This window comes from Candidatus Williamhamiltonella defendens, from assembly GCF_900699045.1.
Taxonomy (GTDB): Bacteria; Pseudomonadota; Gammaproteobacteria; order Enterobacterales; family Enterobacteriaceae; genus Hamiltonella; species Hamiltonella defensa_A.
In genome coordinates, this window is sequence record NZ_CAADHL010000002.1 from 238,042 (window position 1) to 252,455 (window position 14,414).

Sequence of the window (14,414 nt, forward strand, 5' to 3'; positions counted from 1 at the left end):
ATTTATTAATCTGTTATTCGTCCGCCCCAACATATTATTTGATATTTCCATAAATATTTGGATTTTTAGTATAATCTATTTTTTCGTACTCTCCGTGTTTTTTATAAGTAAATCTATACATCACATTCATTTGGATTAAAAATGAATAAATATTTTTATTATTAATGAATCTTAATTTTTAAAATATTGAGGAGGCTCATTTTATTATAATTAAATTAGAAAAAGCGATTTAAGAGGTGTAAGCACTATATTTATCTAAGATTTTTGAGAAATTTAATCCATAACGTTAACTTAAATTTAGGCTTTCAGGGTTCAATTTTTTAAAAAATCATTCACAAAAAAGTAAAATCCTGTCATATATTTCATAAATTATTTCGCTATTTCGTTATGAATTCATTTTATCAAAAAGGATAATTATGAAAAAAAAAGTGCGGATTGCTATTTTGGGTGCTTCAGGGCGTATGGGTCTGCAATTGATTCAGGCGGTTCATCAATCTGAAGCAGCGACCCTTGTCGCTGCCTTAGTACGCAAAAAATCTCCACTGATTAACATAGATGCGGGCGAATTTGCCGGTATTGGTTCAATTAAGGTTGTGTTTAGTGATAATTTAGAAGTGATCTCTGATGCGTTTGACATTATGATTGATTTTACCTCTCCACAGGCAACGCTCTCTCACTTAGACTTTTGCTGCAAGCAGAAAAAATCCATGATTATTGGCACTACAGGTTTTGATGAGTTAGGTAAAGCAGAGATCAAAAAAGCGGCAAAAAAAATAGGGATTGTATTTTCAGCAAACTTTAGTATCGGAGTCAACCTGATGCTACAATTTTTAGAAAAAACGGCCATCATGATAGGGAATCATTCAGATATTGAAATTATTGAAGTACATCATCGTTATAAAAAAGATGCCCCCTCTGGTACGGCCTTAGCAATGGGGGAAAGAATTGCAAAAGCGTTAGGTAAAGATTTACAAAAAGAAACTATTTTTGATCTGACAGCTTCCTTAAATGAAAGAGCATTCGGAAAAATTCATTTTTCTACTATTCGAGCGGGTGATATTGTTGGGGAACATACCGTGTTATTTACCGGTATAGGAGAAAGTTTTGAAATGACTCATAAAGCGACCAGTAGAATCAATTTTGCAAATGGGGCTGTCAGAGCCGCGCTTTGGCTCGCTAAAAAAAATCAAAATGGGGTTTTTGATATGAATGATGTACTTGATTTCAATAAATTTTAAAGCTCCTCGCCTTTTAAAAGGCGAGGAAGATATCTTTAAGACGAAACGTTTTTTTGCTCTCTAGAAAAAATGCGATCATAGATTGCAACGATCAGAAAAGTGACGATAGAGGGCAATAACCAAGCCAGCCCTTCTTTTGTTAAAGGAAAATGTTCGATCCAAGAAGGTAATAGATCTGAGAAAACTGAAGCTTTCAGGCCATCAAAAATACCAAAAATCAAACTCATTAGCATGACTGAGGAAACGATAATGCTTTGATTACGCCACCAGTTTAAGGTAAAACTTAATAAGACTAATACAATGCAAGGAGGATAAATAGCTGTCAGTACAGGAACCGAAAAATAAATAAGATGACTTAATCCCAAATTTGAAACCAGCATTGAAAAAAGACCTAATATAAAAATCAATGTGCGATAAGAAAAAGGCACAAATTGACTGAAAAATTCAGCACAGGCGCAGGTTAAACCAATCGCAGTGATCATACAGGCAATGAAAATAAGCCCTGCCAAAAAAATATTTCCTAAATTACCAAAGGTATGCTGAACGTAAGCGTGTAAAATGACGGTACTATTTTGAGCGTTTGGAATTAAAACACCGCTATCAGATCCTAATTTAAATAAACTCATATAAATTAATGTCAGCCCAATACCACAAATCAAACCAGCATAAATGGTATAGCGTGTCAGTAACACCGGAGAAACAATGCCACGAGAACGAGCTGTATTCACAATCACAATCCCGAATACTAAAGCTCCAAGAGTATCCATGGTTAAGTAACCATTAACAAAACCCGTTGAAAAGGGAATTTGTTGATAAATGTCACTGACAGGGATCGTAGAACCCGAAGACCACAAACAGGCAGAGATGCCAAGAATGCTCAAAGCCAAGATTTTTAAAGGAGCCAAGATATGCCCAATACTGTCTAACAAACGGCCAGGGTATAAGGAAATAAAAACCACCAACCCGAAGTAAATGACAGTATAAATTAGCAAGGGCAATGCGCTGTCGCCGGTAAGGGGAGCAATACCAAGTTCAAAAGAAACAGTGGCAGTACGGGGAGTGGCAAACAAAGGTCCAACACATAAATAGCACGCTGTAGCTAAAATCAGACCTGCTTTTCGACCTATCGGGGCACTTAAGTTATCAATTCCCCCTCCAACACGTGCTAATGCGATAACAGTAATGACAGGTAAACCCACAGCTGTTATTAAAAACCCTGTTGCTGCAAGCAATAAGTGTTCGCCAGATTGAAAACCTATTATAGGGGGATAGATAATATTACCGGCCCCTATAAACAAGGCAAAAGTCATAAAACCTAATGCCAAAATATCTCTAAACGATAAGCGATTATTCATACTGATTTTTTCACCTAATTTATTGTGTTATTTAGTCAATTAATCCGGTAGAAAAATTTCATTATCCATTTTCCCAGTTTATTAAAAATCATATAAATTTATGACAATTTTTAAGTAATATAATTATTTTTATGATATGTAAAGTTTTTTATTTTTATAAAATATATTATCGTTATCTCTTTAAATTTAAATGAATAAAATAGCTAAATAAATATGAGTCATTTTTAGCATAAAGATATTATAAAATAAAAAATTAATAAAACTATACTCGTTTTTTTATTAAGATGATGAAAGATTAATTAATATAAATAATTAGTAAGATATTTTATTCATTAGATCAAACTTAAATGCAAAAATAAATTAATCGTTTTAGTTGAAAGAATAAAAATGTATTTATATTTTATAAAATAAAATGTTTATTTATAAATGATAATACATTTTATAATGTTAATATTATTTTTTAAATTTTAATCATATTAATTTTCATTAACATGAAAAAGTGAGTATCAATTTTATAAAAAGTTAATGATCAGTATATCATTCATGATTTTGTAAAATATTTTTGTTAAAATGTGGCGACTCAATAACCTCGTATTAAGGCTTATCTCTTGAATATTCAACTATTTTTATCAGAAAAAATACGTCATGCCCTGATAATGGCTGGTGCGCCTGATGACAGCGATGCTCAGCTACATCCTTCAGGTAGAACGCAATTTGGGGATTATCAGGCCGATGGTGTGATGTCCTGCGCAAAAAAACAACGCATCCCCCCTAGAGAATTAGCAGCAAAAGTGCTTGAGCATCTTGATCTCACAGGTATTGCTAGAAAAGTAGAGATCGCCGGCCAAGGATTTATCAATATTTTTTTAGATGAGCAATGGATCTCTCAAAAAATAGAGGAGATTTTTATCGGGCCAAAATTAGGATTAACTCCGGTGACGCCTGAAAGAATTGTGATCGATTACTCGTCTCCTAATGTTGCCAAAGAAATGCATGTCGGTCATTTACGTTCAACCATTATTGGCGATGCGATGGCGCGCACTTTGTCTTTTCTTGGTCATCATGTGATTCGAGCAAATCATATCGGTGATTGGGGAACTCAGTTTGGCATGCTGATCGCCTATCTAGAAAAAATTCAACATCATCATGATCTAGAAATGGCGTTATCAGATTTAGAAAATATTTATCGCGAAGCAAAGAAACATTATGATGCGGATGAAATTTTCGCTCAGCGTGCGCGGGATTATGTCGTCAAACTACAGAGCGGGGATCCCTATTGTCGTGAGATATGGCAAAAACTAGTTGATATCACAATGACACAAAATCACCTATCTTACGAACGCCTCAAAGTGACTCTGACCCCTGAGGATATGATGGGCGAAAGCCTCTATAACGATATGTTGCCGAATATTGTTGAAGATTTGATTGCCAAAGGCGTTGCGGTCAAAGATCAAGGTTCTATGTTGGTCTTCCTTGAAGGATATCAAAATAAAATGGGCAAGCCGATGGGAGTGGTGATTCAAAAAAAAGATAAGGGATATCTTTATGTGACCACTGATATTGCTTGCGTCAAATATCGGTGTGAAATCTTAAAGGCAGACCGTATTTTGTATTATATCGATTCTCGTCAGAATCAACATTTAGCCCAAGTTTGGGCAATTGCGCGCCTTGCAGGTTATGTGCCTGAATCTGTTGCATTGGAGCATCATATGTTCGGCATGATGCTTGGAAAAGATGGCAAGCCTTTTAAAACTCGTACAGGTGGGACCGTCAAATTATCAGATTTGCTAGATGAAGCAGTAGAACGTGCAGGGAAATTAATTAGGGAGAAAAATCCAGATTTGAATGAAGCCGATTTCAATAACCTGATTCAATCCGTGGCGATAGGGGCAGTTAAATATGCGGATTTATCAAAAAATCGAACCACTAATTATATTTTTGATTGGGATCGTATGTTGTCATTTGAAGGCAATACAGCCCCCTATATTCAATACGCATATAGCCGTGTGACATCATTATTTAAAAAATCAGGCTTGGATGAAAAAAAGATCATATCGCCTGTTCTCATTCAAGAGGAAAAAGAAAGGAGTTTAGCCATTCGTTTATTACAGTTTGAAGAAATGATCAGCACTATGGCTCGGGATGGTACGCCTCATTTGATGTGTTCGTATCTTTATGATTTAGCCACCCAATTTTCTACTTTTTATGAGTCTTGTCCTATGCTTAATGCCAAAAATAAACAGATTCGTCAGAGCCGATTAAAATTAGCTTGGCTGACTGCAAAAACTCTTAAGCTGGGGCTAGAGAATTTAGGCATTGAGACGGTCGAGAGAATGTAAGGAAGTTTAATGTAATCTCTGAAAAAAATGTCTGAGTCTAACTCCTAAAATTAATAAAACTGTAAAATAAGAGATGGCCCCTGCAATCACAATACCTGACAAACGGAACAATCTGTAGATCATTCCTCCTAAATCCCAAGGGGGCATGATCGATAGTAGTCCAAATAAAACTACACACATCACAGAAACTGCCATCAATAATTTTGCGATAAATGGGCACCAACCGCTTTGTGATTGAAAAATATTTTTTTTGCGTAATTGCCAATAGAGTAATGCGGCGTTTAGGCAGGCAGCCAAACTAATAGAGAGGGATAAACCTGCGTGTTTTAAAGGACCAATGAAGATCAGATTCATTATTTGAGTCATGAATAATGTGAACAACGCTATCTTCATGGGCGTTTTAATATCTTGGCGCGAATAAAATCCGGGTGATAATACTTTGATGATCATCAATCCTGGCAAACCAATCGAATAGGCAATTAACGCTCTTTGTGTCATTTCTGCGTCAAAAGCGGTGAATTTCTCATATTGAAATAAGGACAGGGTCAAAGGTTTGGCAATGATGATTAAGGCAAAAGCTGCAGGTAAAGCTAATAACAAACACAGCCGAAGACCCGTATCAATCAGTCTGGAATATTCAAGTACCTCGCCATTTGCAAAACTTTTCGCAAGGTAAGGTAATAAAATGGTACCTAATGCGGCACCTAATATCCCCGCGGGAAATTCTATCAAACGATCCGCATAATACATCCAAGAAACAGAACCTGAGACCAAAAAAGAAGCATAAATAGTATTGATGATTAAAGAAATTTGACTGACGCAGACCCCTAAAATAGCAGGGCACATTTGTTTCATCACGCGCCAACTTCCAGCATGTTTTAAATTAATACGGGGTAAAACGAGCATCCCGATTTTTTTTAAATAAGGCAATTGATAAAATAGCTGGAGGACTCCTCCCAACAACACCCCCCAAGCCAATGCCAATATAGGCGGATCAAAATAAGGAGCAGCAAATAAAGCAAACCCTATCATGCTGATATTGAGGAGGGTAGGTGTAAAAGCAGGAATCGAAAAATGATTCCAGGTATTGAGTAATACTCCTGCCAAAGAAGCCAATGAAATTAAAAAAATATAAGGAAAGGTAATACGTAGTAAAGAAGAAGTTAAAGCAAAGGCAAATTGATCGGGTGTATCACAAAAACCCGGCACCGTGACGTAAATGATCCAAGGTGCGACAAGTATACCTAATGCGGTGATCATGATTAAGACCAAGCTTAGTGCGCCTGAAATGTAAGCGACAAAGGTGCGTGTGGCCTCTTCTCCTTTTTGATTTTTATATTCTGCTAAAATCGGCACAAAGACTTGAGAAAAAGCCCCTTCAGCAAAAATACGCCTTAACAGATTTGGTAATTTAAAAGCAACGAAAAACGCATCGCTCGCTACCCCTGCACCGAATGTTTTAGCAACGATTGCATCACGAGTAAATCCTAATATCCGAGAAAAAAAGGTCATGGAACTGACGGTTGCCAGCGATTTTAATAGATTCATATAGTGCCAAACATGTCATTTTAAGAATGAGTTTGTATCGCTTTATGGATAACGTCGCTATCTGAAGAGATGCATGACAAAATTGCTGGGACATTGATTAAAAGAAATGAGTATTTCTAACATTCAATCAACACATTAATAAAGATGCCCCATCTATCCTACATCGTGTGCAAGCGAATCAGGATTCACTTTTAGATGGGAAATGTCTACAATTTTTTAGAACCTCTTGAGGCATCTTTATTTAATTTACTATTAAAATAGTGGGCTGAAAAACTCTTAATGCCTTTTCTAAGGCAGTCTGACTGAAGTTTTTAGATTGCAGAGCAACGTTTAAAAGCTGGACTTGGACAATGATACTTTTTATACAGGGTAATTTATAGCTAAGCGTATTGGTCGTTAAATTTGTTTTTTATTCTATATTTATTATACGATGAAACGCGTGGGATTGCAATTGAAAAGGATTTATCCCAGTCCTTTACCTTAAGGGTCACTGTAAAGCACCATGCAAATATGACCAAAAAATGAGATGGCTAAACTCTGTTAAAATCATTATTTTAATGAAAAATGAGGTGCATTTTTCATTAAAAATCCATACATTCAGTTGATAGGGTATATGCCGATCAAAAAGTCGACTGCTCCATCTTTTTTCACTTTTGCTGGACTGTTAGTATACCGTCCTATTTTTGACTCAAAGTGGATGCTAAAGTGAAATTTGTTTCTTTTAATATAAATGGGCTGAGGGCGCACCCTCATCAACTCGCTGCTATTATTGAAAAACATGATCCGTATCTCATTGGTTTACAGGAAACAAAAGTCCATGACGATATGTTCCCTCTGGAGGAAGTTCGTCGTCATGGCTATCATGTTTTTTATCATGGGCAAAAAGGTCATTATGGGGTGGCATTACTCACGAAAGATTCGCCTTTAGCGATCCGCAGAGGTTTTCCAACAGATCAAGAAGATGCGCAACGCCGTATTATTATGGCCGATTTGAAAACGCCTCAAGGCACAATCACTGTGATCAATGGATATTTTCCGCAAGGTGAACGTCGTTTGCATCCTACGAAATTTCTTGCCAAAGCCCGTTTTTATGAAGATTTACATCGCTATTTAACACAGTATTTTTCTGTGCAATTACATGTGCTGATCATGGGAGATTTTAATATTTGCCCCACCAATGGAGATATTGGTATTGGAGAACAAAATCGAAAACGTTGGTTAAGCAGCGGTAAATGTGCTTTTTTACCAGAAGAGCGTGCTTGGTTTGAACATCTTCAATCCTGGGGATTAATTGATCTCTTTCGAGTTGCGTACCCTGACTATGAACATCAATATTCGTGGTTTGATTATCGTTCAAAAGGTTTTAATGAAAATCGAGGGCTTCGCATTGATTTATTACTAGCAAGCATTCCTTTAGCGCGCTTGGCTATTAACAGTGGCATTGATTATGATATCCGTGGAATGGAAAAACCCTCTGATCATGCTCCTGTTTGGTCTGAATTTAAGTTGTGATGAAAGCAAAGTACTGTTTTGTAACTAACTGATTGAATTTTTGAGGAAAATAAATGCGTACTGTATGGCAGTTCATGGGCGGTTTTGTTCGCTGGATATGGCGGTCAATTAATTTTATGCGAGTATTAGTGCTAAATTTATGCTTTTTGTTATTGATTATAATTGGAGTGATGACCTATCTCCATTTTCAAAATGGACCACTTGAGCCGGTAAAAGGGGCACTATTGGTTGATTTAAGGGGTATTGTACAAGATAAACCCGCTACCAATACTCTTTTTCGCCAGTGGAGTAAAAAATTATTAGAAAGGGAGCAAAATAAGCTTCAAGAAAATTCACTGTTTGATATCGTAGAGATAGTGCGTCAAGCCAAAATAGATAATAATATCAATGGATTAGTATTATCATTAAGTCATTTAATCGCAATCGATCAACCTTCTTTACAATATATTGGGAAGGCGCTTCGCGAATTTCGAGAGACAGGAAAGCCCATATATGCGATAGGTGATAGCTATACTCAGGAACAATATTATCTTGCTAGTTTCGCCAATAAAATTTATTTAAGCCCCCAAGGAACAGTAGATATACACGGGTTTGCAACCCATCAGCTTTACTATAAATCTCTTATAGATAAGCTAAAGATCAACAGTCATATTTTTCGTGTAGGGACTTATAAATCTGCAGTTGAACCCTTTATGCGTAATGATATGTCGCCTGATGTACGAGAGGCAGATCAACGTTGGATTCATCAGTTATGGCGAAATTATCTTGAAGTTGTGGCGAAAAATCGTCATTTAACGGCGGAACAATTTTTCCCTGCAATCCCAGAGTTATTAAGTCGATTAGATGCTAACGATGGAAATACCGCTCAGTATGCTTTGAATAATAAATGGGTCGATCAATTAGCTTCTCGTTCAGAAGTCGAAAAAGAATTTGTGCGTATTTTTGGATGGGATCAAAAAAATGAAGATTTTAATTTTATTAGTATTTATGAGTATAATCTGAAACTTAAAATAGACCCCAAAAAAAATGACCATCATATAGCCGTTATTTTTGTAAATGGCATGATTACAGACGGTCTTAAAACACCTAATAACGTAGGCGCAGAGGATACTGCCTACGAAATTCGTCAAGCACGTTTAAATCCAAAAATTAAAGCGGTGATTTTACGTGTGAATAGCCCTGGTGGCAGTGTGTCAGCTTCAGAATTGATTCGCTCTGAATTAGCAACATTGCACGAAGCTAAAAAACCGCTGGTGGTTTCGATGGGCGGCTTGGGTGCTTCTGGGGGATATTGGATCTCTACCCCTTCGGATTGTATTATTGCCAGTCCAAGCACTTTGACTGGATCTATTGGCATTTTTGGTGTGATCAATACCTTTGAAAATTCGTTAAAAAGCATTGGGGTTTCAACAGATGGTGTTGGTACCTCGCCCTTATCTAATATTTCTATCACCAAAAATTTATCGCCTGAATTTTCTAAAATCATGCAAATGAATGTTGAGAATGGCTATAAAATTTTTGTTAAATTGGTCGCAGCAGCTCGACATCAAGATTCTAAGCAGATTGACTCTATTGCTCAGGGTCGTGTTTGGACGGGTTTTGATGCTAAAAATAATGGTTTGATAGATCAGCTCGGCGATTTTGATGACGCCGTTGAAAAAGCGGCAGAATTAGCAAATCTAAAAAATTATCAACTCTATCAGTTTGGTGATCAACTTAACTTCAGAGATATATTATTTGATCAGATAAATGCGGCTCTGCCTTTTGCTTTTGAAATGCAATCGCCGCTGTCTGATATCGTGAGCATATTCAATCGACATTCTCCTAATTTTGTTCAGTCTCTACAAGATCCATTAAATCGTTATGCTATCTGTCTAAATTGTAGAGAGGTTAATTAGATCTTTAAAATAGATGCCTGATGGTTCCAATAAATGATCAAGTTGTTTTTTGACCATCTGTGATGACTGGCACAGTTTCCTTTAAGATTTTTTTAATCGGAGATATAATAGAGCGCATCACATTCACCGAAAATCGCCATCACCAATAGGTAGGAACTGAACAGCCTTCTTTATAAAGAAAAGTAAGAACAAGGCGCTGCTTTACAAGAAAGTACTCTTTGCAGTAGAATTCGGCACTATTTTAAAGAATGCTGGCACAAAAACCAGCGTAAAGTCAGTTTAATGTTGATTTTGGGGTAAAAGGCACATGCCTATAATTAAAGTACGTGAAAATGAACCTTTTGATGTCGCTCTTCGCCGATTTAAACGTTCTTGCGAAAAAGCAGGTATTTTAGCTGAGGTTCGTCGTCGTGAGTCTTATGAAAAACCTACCACTGAACGTAAACGTGCTCGTGCTTCTGCTATAAAACGTCATGCTAAGAAATTAGCCAGAGAAAACGCCCGCCGTACTCGACTTTATTAAGATTAAAGTTTTATTCGTCATCACGTTCCGTTTTTCTGATCAATAATATTGAGATTTGATGCAAAGCTAGCTATTCGCTTTCATGAACCTAGATATCAATCAAATCAAGACAAAATGATATTGACTTTAGGCTGTGTATTTTTGATTTAAAAATGCACAGCTTTTTCGCGTTTTTATACAGGCGAATAAACGATTATGGTTAGACGAATTCCTCGTAAATTTATCAATGACTTATTAACACGCACTGATATAGCTGCTCTGATAGACGCGCGATTACCTCTGCAAAAAAAAGGGAAAAATTTTTATGCATGCTGCCCTTTTCATCATGAAAAAACGCCTTCATTTAGTGTGAATGATGAAAAGCAGTTTTATCACTGTTTTGGCTGTGGAGCACACGGTAATGTGATCGATTTTTTAATGAAATTTGAACGCATGGAATTTGTTGAAAGTATTGAAGAATTAGCCTCAATTCATGGTGTAGAAGTGCCGCGTGAAAAAACGGATGCCTTACAAGGACAGCTGCAACAACGCTATCATCAAAGGTACAATTTGTATCAGTGGATGGAAAAACTCAATGCGTTTTATCAAAAGTCTCTGAAAGATCCGGCCGCTTATAAAGCGCGATATTATTTATCCAAACGTGGATTAAATGACTCTATCATTGAGCTTTTTTCTATAGGATTCGCTTTACCGGGCTGGAGTAATTTATTGGATCATTTTGGTCAAGAAAACACATCTGAGCTAAAAGACGCGGGTATGCTGGTGATCAGTGATAACGGGCGAATTTACGATCGATTTCGTGAACGAATTACGTTCCCTATTCGTGATAAAAGAGGGAACGTAATCGCTTTTGGGGGCCGTGTTATAAACGAAGAGATGCCAAAGTATCTGAATTCACCGGAAACAGATATTTTTCATAAAGGTCGCCAACTCTATGGATTGTATGAGGCAAAACTCAGCCAATCTGATCTTAAACTATTATTAGTGCTAGAAGGTTATATGGATGTGCTAACTTTAGCACAGTTTGGTATTCGTTATGCCGTAGCCTCTTTAGGCACTGCCACCACTGAAGCACATATTCACTTAATGTTTCGAACCACCGATCAAATTGTTTGTTGTTATGATGGAGATAAAGCAGGTCGAAAAGCAGCATGGCGCGTTCTCGAAACTGCATTACCTTATCTGAATGACGGTCGCCAATTACGTTTTATCTTCTTACCCGAAGGCGAAGATCCCGATACCTTACTTCGCTTAGAAGGGAAAGCGGCGTTTGAACAGCGAATTGAACAGGCTCAGTCTTTTTCAGCGTTTTTATTTGATACCGTAATGCTCGATATTGAACTTAATCGCCCGGAAGGACGTGCAAAATTGAGTTCATTAGCTTTACCTTTAATTAATCAAGTACCAGGAGACACACTACGACTTTATTTAAGGCAAGAATTAGGTAAAAAATTAGGCATCTTAGAAGATCATCTGTTAGATAGATTACTGCCCAAAAAGGGAGCGAGTCAGATGCCTTATTCGAAGCAATTAAAACCTACTACGATGCGTGTATTGATTGCATTACTAATACAAAATCCACGCTTAGCGAAAATAGTTCCTTCTTTGGAAAATATTCAACAGGAACGCATCGCGGGATTACCAATTTTTATTGAGCTATTAGAGCATTGTCTTGTATGTCCTTGTTTGAATACAGCACATTTGCTGGAGCTTTACCGCGGCAAGAAATGCCAAAAACAGCTAGAAAAACTCTCTGCTTGGGGAGACATGGAGTTTAAAGAAGAGAAAATGATACAAATCATTTTTACAGATGCTTTAAATCATCTCTTTGATTCGATTTTGCAACAAAGATTAGAAATACTGATTGCTCGATCGAGGGCACCTTTAGGTTTAAACAGATTAGAACGACAAGAAGTTCGTTTGATTATAGAAACCCTCAGTAAAAAAAATGAGGCATCAAAAAGATTCATTGGCAATAAACAAGGAGAACATACTCTATCATTGCCGCTTTTTTTTGGGCAGCGGCGATAAATATCAGCCCAAAAAACGATTGTTGGCTATTTTTTGCCGATGAATACCAACCCAGATACTAATGTGGACAGCCTTATGGAACAAAACCCACAATCACAACTCAAATTACTTATTGCCCGCGGTAAAGAGCAGGGTTACTTGACCTATGCTGAAGTTAATGATCATCTGCCAGAAGATATTGTGGATTCTGATCAAATTGAAGACATCATTCAAATGATTAACGATATGGGCATACAGGTCGTAGAACAAGCCCCTGATGCAGATGATTTAATGCTGGCGGAAAATACAGGAGAAACGCATGATGATGCTGTCGAAGCAGCCACACAGGTGCTTTCGAGTGTTGAATCCGAAATTGGACGTACCACTGATCCTGTGCGTATGTACATGCGTGAAATGGGTACCGTTGAATTACTGACACGAGAAGGTGAAATTGACATTGCTAAACGCATCGAAGAAGGCATTCATCAAGTGCAATGTTCGGTGGCTGAATATCCCGAAGCCATCACTTATTTGTTAGAGCAATATGATCGTGTTGAGCTGGGCGCTATCAGATTATCGGATTTAATCAATGGTTTTGTTGATCCTAACATTCAGGAAAACGTACTTCCTAGTGCCATTCATGTTGGATCTGAGCTTTCAGATACAGAAATTGATGATGAAGAGGACTCTGACACAAGCGCAGTTGAGGACGATAACAGCATTGATCCTGAGTTAGCACAGCAAAAATTTTCTGAATTACGGGCACAATATGAAAGCACTCGTACAGCGATAAAACAAAAGGGACGGCATCATCTGACCACTGCCACTGAAATTTTAAAGCTAGCGGAAATTTTTAAACAGTTTAGTTTAGTACCAAAACAATTTGATTATTTGGTGAGCAGTATGCGATCTATGATGGATCGAGTGCGGATTCAAGAGAGATTGATTCTTAAGCTTTGTGTTGAACAATGCAAAATACCTAAGAAAAATTTCATAGAATTATTTTTGAATAACGAAACCAACAATAGCTGGCTCAAAATAGCATTAGCGATGAAAAAACCTTGGGTAGAAAAACTCAATGATGTCTTGGAAGACGTTCAAAGTAATGTGCAAAAATTACGAAAAATAGAAGAAGAAACCGGTTTATCTATTGAGCAGGTCAAGGATATTAATCGTCGTATGGCGATAGGTGAGGCTAAGGCGCGTCGGGCGAAAAAAGAAATGGTTGAGGCCAATTTACGGTTGGTCATTTCTATTGCTAAAAAATACACTAATCGGGGCCTACAATTTTTAGATTTAATCCAAGAAGGCAATATTGGCTTAATGAAAGCCGTTGATAAATTTGAATACCGTCGCGGTTACAAATTCTCAACTTATGCCACTTGGTGGATACGTCAGGCCATCACGCGTTCGATTGCAGATCAGGCTCGTACCATTCGTATTCCAGTGCATATGATTGAGACCATCAACAAACTCAATCGTGTTTCTCGTCAAATGCTGCAAGAGATGGGCAGAGAACCAGCCCCGGAAGAATTAGCAGAACGCATGTTGATGCCTGAAGAAAAAATTCGAAAAGTTTTGAAAATAGCCAAAGAACCTATTTCTATGGAAACGCCTATTGGTGACGATGATGATTCACATTTGGGAGACTTTATTGAAGATACAACGCTAGAGCTGCCTTTGGATTCAGCGACGTCAGAAAGTTTGCGTTTGGCCACCCACGATGTGCTCGCAGGTTTGACAGCTCGTGAAGCAAAAGTATTACGAATGCGTTTTGGTATCGATATGAACACAGACCATACTTTAGAAGAAGTGGGTAAACAGTTTGATGTCACACGTGAGCGTATTCGTCAAATTGAAGCAAAAGCACTGCGTAAATTACGACACCCAAGTCGTTCAGATGTATTAAAAAGTTTCTTAGACGATTGAACATCATCTCGTTTTGGTTCTGATAAAGACAAGCATGACGGTGACTGTTACTTCAAACATAA

General features: G+C 37.3%; 8 protein-coding genes and 1 pseudogene. 7 read left to right on the forward strand and 2 right to left on the reverse strand.

Going from position 1 to position 14,414, the window contains the following annotated elements:
• Positions 1–416 precede the first annotated feature (416 nt).
• The gene (gene dapB, locus CICURV3402_RS04175) at positions 417–1,238 is read left to right on the forward strand and encodes a 4-hydroxy-tetrahydrodipicolinate reductase (RefSeq protein ID WP_158379964.1); all 822 of its coding nucleotides are present in this window, start codon (positions 417–419) and stop codon (positions 1,236–1,238) included.
• Between the two features lie 35 nt (positions 1,239–1,273).
• On the opposite strand, the gene brnQ is transcribed toward dapB, so the two are convergent.
• Positions 1,274–2,593, reverse strand: a complete 1,320-nt coding sequence (gene brnQ / locus CICURV3402_RS04180) for a branched-chain amino acid transport system II carrier protein (RefSeq protein WP_158379965.1) — start codon at positions 2,591–2,593, stop codon at positions 1,274–1,276.
• Positions 2,594–3,201: 608 nt separating this feature from the next.
• Here brnQ and argS point away from each other — a divergent pair.
• The gene (argS, locus tag CICURV3402_RS04185) at positions 3,202–4,932 is read left to right on the forward strand and encodes an arginine--tRNA ligase (RefSeq protein WP_158379966.1); all 1,731 of its coding nucleotides are present in this window, start codon (positions 3,202–3,204) and stop codon (positions 4,930–4,932) included.
• A 6-nt stretch (positions 4,933–4,938) separates the two neighbouring features.
• On the opposite strand, the gene murJ is transcribed toward argS, so the two are convergent.
• Positions 4,939–6,480, reverse strand: coding sequence for a murein biosynthesis integral membrane protein MurJ (gene murJ / locus CICURV3402_RS04190; RefSeq protein ID WP_158379967.1), 1,542 nt, complete (start codon positions 6,478–6,480; stop codon positions 4,939–4,941).
• A 705-nt stretch (positions 6,481–7,185) separates the two neighbouring features.
• Here murJ and xthA point away from each other — a divergent pair.
• From xthA to rpoD, 5 genes and pseudogenes are all read left to right on the forward strand, one after another.
• Entirely contained in the window at positions 7,186–7,992 is an 807-nt protein-coding gene (gene xthA, locus CICURV3402_RS04195) for an exodeoxyribonuclease III (protein WP_158379968.1), read from the forward strand.
• Positions 7,993–8,045: 53 nt separating this feature from the next.
• Complete coding sequence (gene sppA / locus CICURV3402_RS04200) at positions 8,046–9,890, forward strand: signal peptide peptidase SppA (protein WP_158379969.1); 1,845 nt, start codon at positions 8,046–8,048, stop codon at positions 9,888–9,890.
• 307 nt (positions 9,891–10,197) lie between these two features.
• Positions 10,198–10,413, forward strand: a complete 216-nt coding sequence (gene rpsU, locus CICURV3402_RS04205) for a 30S ribosomal protein S21 (protein ID WP_015873205.1) — start codon at positions 10,198–10,200, stop codon at positions 10,411–10,413.
• Between the two features lie 195 nt (positions 10,414–10,608).
• Positions 10,609–12,360, forward strand: a pseudogene (dnaG, locus tag CICURV3402_RS04210) (DNA primase); the annotation flags it as partial.
• A 123-nt stretch (positions 12,361–12,483) separates the two neighbouring features.
• A complete protein-coding gene (rpoD, locus tag CICURV3402_RS04215; RefSeq protein ID WP_158379970.1) occupies positions 12,484–14,352 on the forward strand; it encodes an RNA polymerase sigma factor RpoD in 1,869 nt (622 codons plus the stop codon).
• The last annotated feature ends 62 nt before the right edge of the window (positions 14,353–14,414 follow it).